Annotated in this window: 12 protein-coding genes; 4 read left to right on the top strand and 8 right to left on the bottom strand. The window is 46.5% G+C overall.

Annotation, left to right across the window (positions count from 1 at the left end; translation table 11 throughout):
* Positions 1-4: 4 nt before the first annotated feature.
* The 6 genes from DKT73_RS11525 to DKT73_RS11500 all read right to left on the bottom strand — a co-directional run bounded on the left by DKT73_RS11525 (position 5) and on the right by DKT73_RS11500 (position 6785).
* Positions 5-1420, bottom strand: a complete 1416-nt coding sequence (locus tag DKT73_RS11525) for a M20 family metallopeptidase (RefSeq protein ID WP_111638703.1) — start codon at positions 1418-1420, stop codon at positions 5-7.
* Positions 1421-1440: 20 nt separating this feature from the next.
* Positions 1441-2274 (bottom strand): ATP-binding cassette domain-containing protein, encoded by an 834-nt coding sequence (locus DKT73_RS11520; protein ID WP_111638702.1) that lies wholly within the window; start codon positions 2272-2274, stop codon positions 1441-1443.
* Positions 2274-3269 carry an ABC transporter ATP-binding protein gene (locus DKT73_RS11515; RefSeq protein ID WP_111638701.1) on the bottom strand — a complete coding sequence of 332 codons (996 nt, stop codon included), beginning with the start codon at positions 3267-3269 and terminating at the stop codon, positions 2274-2276. Before DKT73_RS11515 ends, DKT73_RS11520 begins: the two co-directional genes overlap by 1 nt.
* A 16-nt stretch (positions 3270-3285) precedes the next feature.
* On the bottom strand, positions 3286-4197 hold the full coding sequence (locus tag DKT73_RS11510; RefSeq protein WP_111638700.1) for an ABC transporter permease: 912 nt from the start codon (positions 4195-4197) through the stop codon (positions 3286-3288).
* 10 nt (positions 4198-4207) lie between these two features.
* Positions 4208-5125, bottom strand: a complete 918-nt coding sequence (locus tag DKT73_RS11505) for an ABC transporter permease (RefSeq protein WP_111638699.1) — start codon at positions 5123-5125, stop codon at positions 4208-4210.
* A gap of 85 nt (positions 5126-5210) precedes the next feature.
* Positions 5211-6785, bottom strand: coding sequence for an ABC transporter substrate-binding protein (locus DKT73_RS11500; protein ID WP_198666604.1), 1575 nt, complete (start codon positions 6783-6785; stop codon positions 5211-5213).
* Positions 6786-6983: 198 nt separating this feature from the next.
* Between DKT73_RS11500 and DKT73_RS11495 the strand changes: the two genes are divergently transcribed.
* Positions 6984-7928, top strand: a complete 945-nt coding sequence (locus tag DKT73_RS11495; RefSeq protein WP_111638698.1) for a LysR family transcriptional regulator — start codon at positions 6984-6986, stop codon at positions 7926-7928.
* A 49-nt stretch (positions 7929-7977) separates the two neighbouring features.
* On the opposite strand, the gene DKT73_RS11490 is transcribed toward DKT73_RS11495, so the two are convergent.
* Positions 7978-9300: a D-serine ammonia-lyase gene (locus DKT73_RS11490; RefSeq protein ID WP_111638697.1), complete on the bottom strand. Its 1323-nt coding sequence runs from the start codon at positions 9298-9300 to the stop codon at positions 7978-7980.
* Between the two features lie 31 nt (positions 9301-9331).
* Positions 9332-10819 carry an amidase gene (locus tag DKT73_RS11485; protein ID WP_111638696.1) on the bottom strand — a complete coding sequence of 496 codons (1488 nt, stop codon included), beginning with the start codon at positions 10817-10819 and terminating at the stop codon, positions 9332-9334.
* Positions 10820-11251: 432 nt separating this feature from the next.
* Here DKT73_RS11485 and DKT73_RS11480 point away from each other — a divergent pair, with 432 nt between their 5' ends.
* From DKT73_RS11480 to DKT73_RS11470, 3 genes are read left to right on the top strand one after another with little or no spacing between them, the layout of a single operon-like run.
* Positions 11252-11935, top strand: coding sequence for a thermostable hemolysin (locus DKT73_RS11480; RefSeq protein WP_111638695.1), 684 nt, complete (start codon positions 11252-11254; stop codon positions 11933-11935).
* Positions 11935-13431 carry an AMP-binding protein gene (locus tag DKT73_RS11475; RefSeq protein WP_111638694.1) on the top strand — a complete coding sequence of 499 codons (1497 nt, stop codon included), beginning with the start codon at positions 11935-11937 and terminating at the stop codon, positions 13429-13431. Before DKT73_RS11480 ends, DKT73_RS11475 begins: the two co-directional genes overlap by 1 nt.
* Positions 13428-14099 carry an iron-containing redox enzyme family protein gene (locus DKT73_RS11470; protein WP_111638693.1) on the top strand — a complete coding sequence of 224 codons (672 nt, stop codon included), beginning with the start codon at positions 13428-13430 and terminating at the stop codon, positions 14097-14099. Before DKT73_RS11475 ends, DKT73_RS11470 begins: the two co-directional genes overlap by 4 nt.

The following is a 14099-nucleotide window of genomic DNA, read 5'->3' as shown; positions in this document are numbered from 1 at the left end:
CTCCTTAACGTTTTGCCTGAATCGTGGCACCTTGTTCAGATAAATCCCAAAAAAGCCCTGTCATAATTTGCAAGGCCTCACGACACACCGGCGCTAATACGTGTTCATTTGGCGCATGTTGACTGCATGCAGGGTAAGAATGTGGCACCCAAACGGTGGGTAAATTCAGAATATTGGCAAATACATCGTTTGGTAACGAGCCGCCTAGATTAGGCAATAACACCGGCTTCTTGCCCGTTGTTTGTGCAAGAGAACCCAAAGCCCAATCTACCCAAGGATCTTCAGGGTCAAGGCGTGTCGCTTCCATCGTATGGCCGCTATCGGTGACTTCCACATCGCTAAAACCATGGTAATCAAGGTGGTCACGAATATGTTGTAAAAAGTGTTGGCTATCGCTTTCGACCACAAAACGCAGCTGACAATGGGCGCTAGCGTATCCGGGAATCGCATTGACAGGCATCTCTGGATTCCCTGTTTTGCACGCCAACATTTCTAACGTGTTCCAAGCAAAGACACGTTCGGCTGGCGTTAAATCTGGCTCGCCCCAATTAGGATCAATGACTGGGCTATTCGCCCCTTCGCCCACCGGAATGTCTTTTAAAGCAGCTCGGACAGATTCAGGCAAACGCGCCGGCAACAAACCTTTGACCAAAATTTTACCTTTGGCACCCACCATAGATGCCCAAGCATGGGCCAAGCGCGTACCAGCGTTGCTCAATAAACCGCCCCAATTACCAGAATGATGAGCACCATCGCGCAACAACACTTTCATATCAAAATTAAATCCGCCACGAGACCCAAGGAAAATCGTCGGATGCTCAGCACTTAATCGTGGCCCATCAGAGGCAATAAATAAATCCGCCGTCAGTTCCTCTTTATGAAGCTCGCACAGCTCAGCCAATCCGGGTGAACCTGCCTCTTCGCCCATTTCCAAAATCACTTTAACGTTGAAGCCCAGTTTGCCTTTTTTCGCATCAATAACCTGTTTCAAAGCCGCAAAATTAATGGTGTGCTGACCTTTGTTGTCCGCTGTTCCTCGACCATACCAACGGTCGCCATCCACCACGACTTTCCAAGGTGACAATCCTGCTCTCCATTGATCGTCATAACCGCGCACCACATCCCCATGACCATAAGTCAGCAGCGTTAGTTGAACTGGATCTTCGATTCGCTCCGCGATCAAAAATGGCCAAGAACCCGGTTGATTTGCTTCGGTCACTGGATTGGCAACAATGCGTGAATGAAAGCCCAAAGAAGCAAGCTCGGGCATAATAATGTCTTGCAAATAGGCGTGTAACTGATCAAAAGCGTCGTGATTTTGACTCTCACTGCGAACGCTAACACGCTGTTCTAACGCTGAAAAAAAAGCACCGGAGTCAAAGTAAAACTCCGCACCTTGAATAGTAGATTGGCGACTCATTTTTATTCCTTAAATAACGTTTACGAAGCTTGATTCCACGCGCTTGAATCCAACACATCAGGCAACCCCAAAGCCGGCTCCGGCGTTAAAACAGAAGACAACAAGGCTTGGGTATAAGGATGTTGCGCATTTTGGAAGATGTCTTCTCGGGTGCCCTGTTCGACAATTTTGCCGCGATACATCACCGCCACTCGATCCACCAAATGTTCCACCACGCCAAGGTTATGGCTGATAAACAAATACGTCAGTCCGAGCTCTTTTTTTAAATCCATCAATAGGTTAAGAATTTGCGCCTGCACCGAGACATCCAGTGCCGACGTTGGTTCATCACACACCAAGATGTTGGGTTTTAGAATCAAGGCTCGCGCTATCGCCACCCGTTGTCTCTGACCTCCTGACAATTGCCCGGGATAATTCTTTAACAAACGCTCAGGCAAACCTACCAAATCACAGATGTCTTTGACCGCTCTTTGCTGACTATTAGCGTCGCCAATTTTATGCAACTGCAAGGGCAAACGAATGATTTGTTCAATGGTTTTACGTGGATTCAAAGACGAATAAGGATCTTGAAAAATGGGCTGAAGCTGGCGCGACATAGACAAACGCGAGCTGGCTCCGCGCATTTTGTCATTAATTAAAACATCCCCATCTGTTGGCTCTAATAATCCCAAAATCATTTTCGCCAAGGTGCTTTTGCCACAACCAGATTCCCCCACCAAGCCCAAGGTTTCTCCAGGACGAATGCGCAATGAAATGCCGTCCACTGCTTTTAGTAATGTAGGCTCTTTAAAGGCGCCATTTTTAAGATGAAAATGACGGGACAAATTCGTTAACTCTAAAGCGTATTCTGCCATTACACCGCCTCCTGAAATGACGCCGTCGCAATCGGACAACGTACTTGATGGGCCGCTGAACCCAGATGATTTTCCAAGCTAGGTGAACGGTAACAACACTCACCAGTCGAGGCATTGCAACGGTTTTCAAACGCACAACCTTTTAGTTCACCAATCAAACTCGGCACTACGCCCGGAATAGACTCTAGATGACTGCCCGGTAAGGTTTTGCCAGGAATCGGAATGCAGTTAAGCAAGCCCTTGGTATAAGGATGTTGTGGATCAGCAAACAAATCTTGCGCGGAAGCGGTTTCCACCACTTGTCCGGCGTACATCACCGCCACGCGATCTGCGATGCGCGCCACCACACCAAGGTCATGAGTAATAAAAATAACGGCGGTGCCAAACTCCTGTTGCAGCTCACGAATCAATCGCAATATCTGCGCTTGAATCGTCACGTCCAATGCTGTGGTTGGCTCATCGGCAATGATCAAATCTGGCTCACACATTAACGCCATGGCGATCATCACCCGTTGACGCAAACCGCCCGATAATTGATGCGGATATTGATCTAAACGCTTTTCTGGATAAGGCACGCCAGCACGCTCCAATAAATACACTGCGCGTTTTTTGGCTTCGTCTTTGCTTACTTTTTTGTGTTTGATAATGCCTTCGCAAAGCTGATTACCCAAGGTATAAGAAGGATTCAGCGACGTCATTGGCTCTTGAAAAATCATCGACATGCGCATACCGCGTACTTGATTGCGTTCTTTTTTCGATAAAGACAATAGATCCATTCCGTCGAAGTGCATTGCCTCAGCGGTCACTTCTGCTCGCTTCGGCAATAAGCCCATCAGAGCCATAGACGTCATGGATTTACCACAACCAGATTCCCCTACAATGCAGAGCATTTCACCTTTATTTACCTGCAAATCGATACCACGCACCGCACGCAAATTGCCATTTGGCGTTGGCAGACTGACTTGTAAATTTTTCACGTCGAGTATTCGTTTCATCATGTCTCCTCTGGCCTCAATTCCGGCCTTCTGGTGCGTTCATATCACGCAAGCCATCGCCGACTAAGTTAATCGCCAATACCAACACCATCAGCGCAATACCGGGAATCGCAATGACCCAGGGTTTAAAAAACATATAAGCTTTACCTTCGGAGATCATTAATCCCCAAGAGGGCATTGGCGGCTGAACGCCCAAGCCTAAAAAGGACAAGGTCGCTTCTAGCAAGATGGCATGGGCCATCTCCAAGGTCATCACAACAATTAACGCACTTAATATATTGGGTAGTAATTCACGCACTAAAATATAAGTTGTTGATGCCCCCAACACTTTGGCCGATGCAATAAATTCAGCATCGCGCAATTGCTGAGTGGTGGAACGCGCTACCACAGCAAATCGATCCCACAACAACAAGCCCAATAAGATGATCACCATTTGTAAAGAGCCGCCGACTAAAGCCGACATAGCCAACGCCACAAGAACAACCGGCATGGCCAAACGCGTGGTAATAATGTAACTAATCACCGCATCGACTCGGCCACCGAAATAGCCTGCCAGCACACCCAATGTCGTGCCAATCAGCCCAGAAATAAGTGCTGCTGACAAACCAATCGTCAAGGAAATTCGCGCTCCGTAAAGCAAGCGACTTAGGTAATCTCGCCCCAATTTATCGGTGCCAAAAACATGTTCCCACGAGCCTTTTTCGTGCCAAACGGGTGGAATCATACGCTGTGAAATATTTTGTAAGTATGGATCATGGGGCGCCAGCCAAGGCGCTAAAATCGCCAGCACCACGATCAGTCCCAGAATAATCGACCCCATTAGCAAACCACGATGACCGAGAAAACGATTCATCATACGGCGCCACTCAGGAACAGCCGGTAATAAAAGCTGTTCTTTCGACAAGTTTGAACCAGTAGCATCGGACATAGTAAACACCTCAGCGGACACGCAAACGTGGATCAAGCATGGCGTTGATCACATCCGCTAGAAAAGTTAACAGGATATAAAACACCGCAATAATCAACACCACGGCTTGCACTACTGGATAGTCATTACGGGTAATCGCATCCCATCCGAGCTGGCCCAAACCTTTTAAAGAAAATACCGATTCGATGACCACAGACCCACCAAGCATAAAACCCAATTCAACCGCTGCTAAAGCCACAACAGGAATCACCGCATTGCGCAATGCGTGCTTAAAAATCACAGTGGATTCATTCAAACCTTTGGATCGAGCGGTGCGGATGTAATCGGAATTCAATACTTCTAACATGCCAGTACGCGTTAAACGCATCATGGCAGGCATGGCGTAATAACCCAGTGCAATGGCAGGCAAAACAAAGTGTTGCCAAGATTCATTACCACCCGCAGGCAACCATTGCAGATTCACAGCGAAGATCACAATAAGCGTAAGCGCAAACCAAAAACTTGGCATGGCTTGACCAATCACCGCGATGGTTAATGCCAAGCGGTCAATCCAAGTATCTTGTTTGATCGCAGCAATAACACCCAACGGAATCGCAATCACGGTGGCTAAGGCCAAAGCCAAAGCGCCTAAGGTTAGCGTCACGGGTAAGCGTTCACTGATCAGTCCCATCACCGTGTCTTGGAAATAATAGGAGCGTCCGAAATCCAATTGCACTGCTCCCCAAAGCCAATCAAAGTATTGATAGACCATGGGCTTATCCAAGCCAAAGTCGATACGAATTTGCTCAACTTGTGCAGCAGTAGACTCAGGGCCAGCAATCGAAATCGCTAAATCACCTGATAAATGCAACAACATAAAGCTCACAACCGAAACGGTGATTGCCACACTGAATGCCACCAGCAACCGACGAAATATAAATACCAACATAAAAAACTCCACAACCGTCTTTGAATCTTTGTTGCTAAAGAAGCCAACGACGTTTACCGCACTTGTGCAGTAAGCGTCTTACACATTACTTCCAGCTTGATTCGACAAAGCGCGGTAATTCATCAGGATAAGGTGTGAAGTTCAGTTCTTTACTAAAGGCATAGTTACTTGAATAAGAGAACATGGGTGCCCAATAAGCCGCTTCGGTAATTTTCTTAATCGCTTCGCTGTAATTATTCTTACGAATCTCTGGATCAACATTGGTATCAGCGGCATCAACCAAAGCAATCACCTCTTCGTCACGATTCATGTCATCCGCACCACCATTAAAATACACACTGGTCATGGCAGAGGCATCGTTCACCGAATAAGAACCCCATGTTTGAAATGCCAACGGAACATTTCCTGAACGTTGCTCTTTACGTAATGCTGCATAGGTCAACATGTGCATCTTAGAAGTAATGCCAACGGCTCGCAGGTTACCTAATACCGCTTCTGCCAAATCCATGTCTCGATAAGCATAAAAATCGGTTTCAAAACCATTTGGATAGCCCGCTTCTGCCAATAAGGCTTTGGCCTTAGCTGGGTCATAGTCAAACTTTTTCGCGGCCGACACGTCGCAACCAAATTGTGAAGGAAAACAAGGCGTATAAATGGCTCGACTTCCGCCTCGTACCAACTCGTTCGCCAGATCATCACGGTTAATAGCATGATTCACGGCTTCTCGAACCAGCTTATTTCGGAATGGTGAATCCTTTAACGCTTCGCTGCTGGTATCCATTGCCAAATAACCGACTCGCATGGTTTCTGAACTCACCACTTGCAAATTAGGCATCATCTTCATTTCATCCGCTTGGTCAGACGGCACACGCCACGTCCAATCCACCGCACCAGTCATCAACTGGGCAAGACGCGCATCAGGATCGGGAATGACTCTAAATTGAATTTTACCAATGGCTGGTTTCTTAATTGGACCACCTTCAAAGTAGCCTTCATAACGCTCTAGATTCGCCCCTTCACCACTCAATACTTCGGTAATCTTGTAAGGACCTGTACCAATTGGTGCTTTGGCATAGCCTTCAATACCAACAGAGTTAAAATATTTTTCAGGGTAAATCGGTGTCGGGCCAGACAAGTATTCTAGCGCCGCTGGGAAAGGCTGTTTCAACACCAAGCGTACTGTAAAATCATCAACCTTTTCTGCGCGCTCAATCCAGTCGACATTTTGACGTGTGACGATTTTAGACTCAGGCGATATCACATAATTAAAGGTGAAAGCCACGTCATCGGCACTAAACGCATCGCCATTTTGGAAGGTTACGCCTTGACGTAACGTAAACAACAAATGTGTAGGGTCCTCCCATTTCCAACTGGTTGCCAATAATGGCTTGTATTCACCCGTCTGAGTATCACGGTAAATTAACGTATCCCAAGCTAGATGAGACAAAATGATCCCTTCTCGCACATTGTTGTGATAAGGGCTAACATTTTCTGGTTCAAGCCCCACCGAGTACACCAAGGTATCATTCGCTTTATTCGCCAACGCTGGTGCAGCCAAGCCAAGCAAAGAACACGCTACCAGCGTACTGACCAGAGTTTTATGTGGAGCGCAGTTTAATACGGGTAATAGAGCAAACTTATTCTGACTGAATTTTTTCATCGTTTCGTTCCTTTTAAGCCCTTTTGATTTGATATTCACGCAATGCAACTTTCATTCACACTATGCAAAAACAACCCTTGCCACAATTAAAAAAAATGCAAAGAATCGTTGCCAAAAAAGCATGACTGTGGCGAAATAACAAAAACCATAAAATCCAATAAAAGTTACTAATAGTCGATAAAATGCAGGAAAAACACGATGAAAGCCGCATTACGCTTACAAGACACCGCTCTACGCTATTTTTTAGAAGTTGCTAGGTATGGTTCTATTAGTGAAGCATCTTTGCACCTAAATGTGGCAGCCAGCGCAATAAGTAGGCAGATAAATAGCCTAGAAGATATTCTTGGTACAACCCTGTTTGAACGCCGCCCTCGCGGCATGGAATTGAGTGCAGCGGGTGAAATGTTAGCCGTGTATGCACGTAAGAACGCACTAGAATCGGACAGAGTGGTGTCTGAAATAGCGGCATTGGAGGGATTGAACAGAGGCCATGTAAATATCTCCTGTTCGGAAGGTTTTGCAATGGAATTCTTGCCACGTAATATCGCGAGTTTTCGCAAACAGCATGAAGGCATTCATTTTCATATCAATGTCAGCTCGCCTGCGGAAGTATCTCGACGTGTTAGTCACGGCGATGCTGACATAGGTGTTACTTTAAATTTGTCTCCCGCTAAAGACATCCAAGTCGCTTATCGACAACCCTCACCCGTCGTTGCAGTTGTCCACCCAAACCATCCATTGGCAAACAAAAAAACCGTCACCCTTGCACAATTACAGCCCTATCCGATTGCCTTGCCAGAAGAAAACACAACCGTAAGACAACTGTTTGATATCTGTTGCAGTCGTTTGAATCTATTATTCGATCCTGTTTTAGTCTCCAACAACATGGCGACATTAAACCGCTTTACCACTTATGAAGGCGGTGTTCACCTTGCGGGGGAAATATCCATGCGCCATCAACTGGCTGCTAACGAACTGGTCGCTATCCCCATTCGTGACCGAGGCATGGACATACGCAACATTGAGGTGCAAACCCTTTCAGGCAGAACCTTACCCGCTGCCGTAAGAGTATTTTTAAATTACATGATTGAAAAAATGCAGCATGAAGAAAACATTGAAGACAGGCATTCAGCGCTTTCTTAAAAGCGCCGCTGCCCCTATTAAAATAAAAGCCAAAGAAAACAAACGCGCTTTAAGAAAGCAAGGTTTGGCCCTTTTGATAATAGGCTTGTCTTTCTTCTTCCGGCACCATGTCACCGCCTGTTGCCCACATAATATGCGTGGCTTGCGACATTTTATCGTCCAGTTGGTGAGCTGTTAGGTAATCATGTCCTTCTGTTAACACTCGCAGCATACCGCTTACACCCGCGGCGCCAGACGGTTCCACTGGAATATTTTCTACATCCACCAGCAAGGCCAAATGACGATACATATTGTCATCAGAAACCGTGTAAACACCGCTAAGCAATGAATCCATCATAGGGCCAACGAAAGCGGAAGGCCGACCAACCGCCAATCCATCGGCACAAGTTTGGTTATCTATGCCCAGCTCTTGTACCGAAATGCCATTATGTAAACCCGTTTCCATGCCTAATACCATGCAAGGGGAATGAGTCGGTTCGGCAAAAAAACAATGCACATAATCACCAAACACTTGCTTCAAACCAAAGGTAATGCCACCTGGCGCACCACCAACACCGCAAGGCAAATAGACAAACAAAGGATGGTCTTTATCAACTTTGACACCCTGCTCGACTAGCTGTTTTTGCAAACGTAACGCTGCCACGCTATAACCTAGAAATAACGACTTCGAATCTTCATCATCGATAAAATACGCGGTGTCCTTTTGCATGGCTTCTTGTCGTCCTTGCTCTACAGCAACACCATAATCCGCCGTATGTTCCACAACATTGACACCTTTACGTCTCAGCAAGGCCTTTTTCCATTCACGGGCATCAGACGACATATGAACCGTGACATCAAAGCCCAGTTTGGCACTCATAATGCCGATGCTTAAACCAAGATTTCCAGTTGAGCCAACAACAATCTGGTGTTGTGAAAACAAGCCTCGAAACAAGTCTGAATCAAATGTTCGATAATCATCACTGGTTTTTAATAAGCCATTGGCAAGTGCCAAACGTTCCGCATGCAACAAAACCTCATATATGCCACCGCGGGCCTTGATAGAGCCCGCAATCGGCAATTGATTGTCGCACTTCATCATTAAACGGCCGGGGATTTCTAGATTCATCGAATCCGACAACGCAATCTGCATAGCAGGAATCGCTTTTAATTCCGATTCGATGATACCGCTTGTCACTGCGGTTTCGGGAAAGACTTGCTCAAGATAAGGCGCAAAGCGCGTGAGTCGATCCGACGCATCAAGCATGTCTGACTTTTGCAGAGATAGCTTGGGTTGAATCTGATCAAAACGCACTTTTCTCGGATTGAACCAAGTGATTTCCTGCAACGCAATAAGCGACTGCACAACAGAATTAGAAATATAATCAGTCACTTACCTACTCCATAAAAAAAGCGCCTGTACATTAGAAGCCCATGAAACCATCCGCATTCTTCAATGCAGGCAAACCAGACAACATAGCAATATCAACCCTTGGACGCGCTAGATCGGGCGTTTTTTCTAACAAGGCTTCTAACGATTTAGCAAATGCCAAGGTGGATAAATCGTCGCCTCGTCGGCCAATAATCTGTAAACCAAACGGCATATTATTTTTGTCTCGGCCAACAGGCAAAGTCACAGACGGATGCCCTGTTAAAGTCGAGGCATACGCCATAGAAAGCCAGTGATAATAGCTTTGTGTCGACTTGCCATCAATCTTCTCAGGGTAAAGTTCATGCCAATCTCGCGGACTAATGGTTGTGGTTGGCGCAAGGATAAAGTCATATTCTTCGAAAAACATCTGCCACGCACGATACATGACGGTTTGTTTATTCAACGCACTCACCACATCTAATGCGCTGTATGACTCCCCCTCAGCAATGTTCATCAGAATATTCGGCCCCATTTGACCTGGGTATTTGTGAGATAAGTCACGGTGATGACCCGAAAAATTAAGCGCTCTTAGCACAGCAAAAATATGATCGGCATGGTCACAGCTGGGGTGAGCGTTGTCACATTGAGCGAATACGGTGCCAAACTTATCGATTTTTTCTTGGAAAGATTCCTTTATCAGGTTTTCCGTCATGGCAAAACCAAAGTCGTTGGTAAACGCCACTTTCGCGCTGCTCAAATCGAAGTCTGGCAAATGACGATAAGCATCGGCGTTATGCTGCCCAACGCCTTCCACTATAGAAACCCAAGGGTCTCGACGATCAGGGCGAATCATCTGCGATAACATCAAACCAACATCTTCGACAGAACGCGCCATGGGTCCATTGGTTGGCAAAGGAATTAGGCCTATCGGCCGACTGTGTCCCGGCACCACACCCGGGGACGGACGAAAACCCACCACACCACAAAAAGCCGCTGGGTTACGCAAACTGCCACCTGTATCGGATCCGGTGGCGAGAGATATCATGCCACACGCCAACGCCACCGCTGAACCACCAGACGATCCCGCCGCTGAACGTGTTACATCAAAGGGATTGGCGGTGGCACCATACACGGCATTGCGCGTATTACCCCCTGCGCTCCATTCTGGATTATTGGTTTTGCCTAATGGCAAGGCACCAGCCTGACGTAACTGTGCGACCATTGGGTCATCCGATGTGGCCATGTTATCTTTGTAAATTGTGCTACCGAACGTTGTTGGGAATCCCTTAAGGTCAACCATGTCTTTTACGCCCAGTGGCAAACCATGTAATGCCCCCAGCGACTTGCCTTTCTCGATGGCTTTTTGAGCTTGCTTTGCTTGGGCCATTAAATCGTCTGGATCACAAGCAACGATCGCGTTCACGGCATGATTCACTGCATCCATTCGTGTAATACAGCTTTGTGCTAGCTCCATCACAGACAACGACTTTTGCGCCATCAATCGACGCGCCTCAGCGGCATTTAAATCACACGCTTCCATCCATACCTTCTTAGTGAGTTATTCACATCATCATTAAAATAAAACGATGTTAAGCCTCAAAAAAACATCGAAAAAGCGGAATAATTCGAAGGTATCCATGCCTTTTAGGCAAGGCTGCTCACGCCATGGAAATAAGTAAAGTATCCCAGCCTTTTCCACCCAATGAGCCAAATAATTAAAAAAACAGTAAATCCCACCATAACAGCGCAGCCGTTTTCTTAAGGAACCTTAAGAAAACGCGCTTTTTGAACATCAAAACAAGCTTACGCTTTCTCAGAAAATAAAATATAACCACATGATTTAAATAGATTTTTATCTTTTAAAATCAGACTGATTATTTTTTATGAAAATTCATAAAAAATAATCAGTCATAAGGTTCCCTTAATGCTAAGCCTCTAATCTGAAGCTATATAAATTAAGGGGTATCCCATTATGCAGCCTTCAGATTCAGTACATACCAACCTTCAGCGGAACAAAGTCGCGACACCGACCATGCCCTATGAATTTGTTGCCGCCAGCATGGACGGTGGTACTCGGCGTGATTTAGAGAACTTCGTAAAAGACGGTTTTGCGAAAAAATATCAAGCAGATATCAATACGTTTATGCCCATTCTGCTTGGCATCAGGGCGCAAGGGCTAAGAGCCGTTATGGGGGTTCGCCGTGGTACTCAGCCATTGTTTGTCGAACAGTATTTGCCTATGTCGATTACCGAGAGCCTGCAAAAACACGGCATTTGGACAGAACGTACAAATGTAGCGGAATTGGGCAATCTGTACAGTCAAAACCAACGTTTTACCTTGCCATTGTTAATGACGGTGGTCATGGGGCTGTATCTGTCTGAGGTGAATTATTTGGTCTTTGCTGGCACAGATAAGGTACGTCAACTGCTTGGTAAGCTGAAATTACCACTGACGTTTTTAGCGGATGCCAACCCAGCCTTACTACAAGATGACGGAACGCAATGGGGCAGCTATTACGACAACAATCCCAAGGTCATGTTTTTGGACGTAAAAAAAGCCGTCGCTCTTGCCCTGCAACAGCCAGAACTGGAAGCCTTAATGGATCTGGTCCAAGCCAACTTTCAACATTTATTGCTACAGCTAAGGAACGCATAATGTGGTATTTCTCTTCACCTGAATGGGCCAATAAAATCGCCCTAATACAACAGGACAAACAGCTAACCTATCAAGAGCTAACCAATGCCGTGTCCACTCGTAAAAACTGGCTATTAGCACAGCAAGTGTCTCGTGTGGCGATCGCCATGGATAACACCATTGAGTGGGTGCTGTTTGATTTGGCCTGCCAAGCTGCAGAAATATGCTGCGTGCCAGTCCCCAGCTTTTTCAGTGCCCAACAGACCGCTCATTTGCTCAATGAAAGCGCCATTGAACTCATGCTGACACACACTAACAACCGTCTCGGCAACAGGAGCACACCAGCAAACCCAGACACAACAAACAGTCCATTTGATGGCGTGGATGTCACTCGTTTAACGGTGAATCATTCGCCCACTATTCCGGCTGGCACTCATAAAATCACCTTCACTTCAGGCACCACAGGGCAACCAAAAGGTGTTTGTTTGAGCAACGAAGCACAGCTCAATGTCGCCCGCTCGATTGCAGACGCCGTGGCGTTAGAAGAGGTTCGTCATTTATGTTTGCTCCCATTAGCGACCTTGCTTGAGAACATCGCGGGAGTGTATTCGCCGCTCTTGGTAGGCGGAACCATCATTCTAGCCAGCCAAGAAGAGCGTGGTTTTAGTGGCAGTCGTTTGACTCAGCCACAGCAGTTACTGACATTGATCAGCCAGCAGCAACCGACCAGTTTAATTTTGGTTCCAGAGTTACTTTCGCTGTTTGTGGGCGCTTGCTTGCAAGGCTGGAAACCGCCGACCTCTTTGCGATTTATCGCCGTTGGTGGCGGTAAAGTCGCAGCAGGTTTGGTGCAAAAAGCGCACGCTCTTGGTTTGCCTGTTTATCAAGGATACGGCTTGTCTGAATGCGCGTCTGTGGTGTCGTTAAATACGCCAGCGCAACAGGATCAGACCTCCGCAGGTGCTGTATTACCTCACAATCAACTACACATTGAGCAAGGCGAACTGGTGATCACCGGCAACCTTTTCCTTGGTTACCTCAATCAACCCGACAGTTTTTATCCACAAGAAGTACGCACTGGTGACTTGGTCAGCCTAAACAATAGCTTCTTAAGCATTGATGGCCGCCAGAAGAACATCATCATTAACTCGTTTGGTCGTAACTTATCACCAGAATGGGTAGAAGCCGAACTTATGGCAACGGGGTATTTCCGTGAAGCCTTAGTATTTGGTGACGCCCAACCTTATTGCGGCGCCTTACTTAGCCCTGCAGCGGCACATGTCACCGAAGAACAAATTCACCAGGTGGTTTCCATGGTGAATCAATACTTACCAGATTACGCCCGAGTTGGCACATGGCTGATGCTAGCACAACCATTAATGACGATTCCGGGCATGGTCACCGCCACAGGAAAACCGATTCGAGACAAAATCTTGGCACATTTTTCGGACCAAATTGAATCTCTCTACACAGACACACTTTCACCATTAAGCACTGCATCAGGAGCAACACTATGACTCTTTACCAACGCCTACAACAAGAAACCCTAGCTGAAAGACAGTACTTGGTGACCTCGCCTATTATTCAGCGTTGTTTCCATGGCCAAATTACCTTAACAAACTACGTCGATTTTTTGACGCAAGCTTATCACCACGTCAAACACACAGTGCCATTATTGATGGCGGTAGGCAGTCGTCTACCGGAAGAAAAAGAATGGTTACGAGAAGCCGTTGGTGAATACATTGAAGAAGAAATGGGCCATCAAGAATGGATCCTAAACGACATCGCTGCTTGCGGTGCCGATAAAGAAGCCGTTCGCAAAAGCCAACCCGCATCGGCAACAGAATTGATGGTTGCATACGCCTATGATGCGGTCAATCGTATTAATCCATTGCGCTTTTTTGGCATGGTGTTCGTGCTAGAAGGCACCAGCATTGCTTTGGCGGACAACGCCGCAGGACAGATCAAAAACAAACTCGACCTACCAGCGAATGCCTTTAGCTACTTGCGTTCACATGGCTCATTGGATCAAGAACACATCGTCTTTTTTGAAAATCTAATGAATAAAATTACCGACAAACACGAGCAAGATCAGATCATTCACAGCGCAAAAATGTTTTTTAAATTGTACGCCAATATTTTCCGTGAGCTAGACCATGAAACCGCTCAAGCCGATGCGGCATAG

Origin of the sequence: Marinomonas shanghaiensis, assembly GCF_003259175.1 — a bacterium.
Lineage (GTDB): Bacteria > Pseudomonadota > Gammaproteobacteria > Pseudomonadales > Marinomonadaceae > Marinomonas > Marinomonas shanghaiensis.
Note: the sequence above shows the minus strand (reverse complement) of the source record. Positions and strands in the feature narration are given on the sequence as shown.

What these genes read in the sequence shown, in the direction of transcription:
- DKT73_RS11495 (WP_111638698.1), top strand. Translation starts at nt 6,984, where the DNA reads ATGAAAGCCGCATTACGCTTACAAGACACCGCTCTACGCTATTTTTTA.
- DKT73_RS11485 (WP_111638696.1), bottom strand. Translation starts at nt 10,819, where the DNA reads ATGGAAGCGTGTGATTTAAATGCCGCTGAGGCGCGTCGATTGATGGCG.
- DKT73_RS11470 (WP_111638693.1), top strand. Translation starts at nt 13,428, where the DNA reads ATGACTCTTTACCAACGCCTACAACAAGAAACCCTAGCTGAAAGACAG.
- DKT73_RS11475 (WP_111638694.1), top strand. Translation starts at nt 11,935, where the DNA reads ATGTGGTATTTCTCTTCACCTGAATGGGCCAATAAAATCGCCCTAATA.
- DKT73_RS11500 (WP_198666604.1), bottom strand. Translation starts at nt 6,785, where the DNA reads ATGAAAAAATTCAGTCAGAATAAGTTTGCTCTATTACCCGTATTAAAC.
- DKT73_RS11525 (WP_111638703.1), bottom strand. Translation starts at nt 1,420, where the DNA reads ATGAGTCGCCAATCTACTATTCAAGGTGCGGAGTTTTACTTTGACTCC.
- DKT73_RS11505 (WP_111638699.1), bottom strand. Translation starts at nt 5,125, where the DNA reads ATGTTGGTATTTATATTTCGTCGGTTGCTGGTGGCATTCAGTGTGGCA.
- DKT73_RS11480 (WP_111638695.1), top strand. Translation starts at nt 11,252, where the DNA reads ATGCAGCCTTCAGATTCAGTACATACCAACCTTCAGCGGAACAAAGTC.
- DKT73_RS11515 (WP_111638701.1), bottom strand. Translation starts at nt 3,269, where the DNA reads ATGAAACGAATACTCGACGTGAAAAATTTACAAGTCAGTCTGCCAACG.
- DKT73_RS11520 (WP_111638702.1), bottom strand. Translation starts at nt 2,274, where the DNA reads ATGGCAGAATACGCTTTAGAGTTAACGAATTTGTCCCGTCATTTTCAT.
- DKT73_RS11510 (WP_111638700.1), bottom strand. Translation starts at nt 4,197, where the DNA reads ATGTCCGATGCTACTGGTTCAAACTTGTCGAAAGAACAGCTTTTATTA.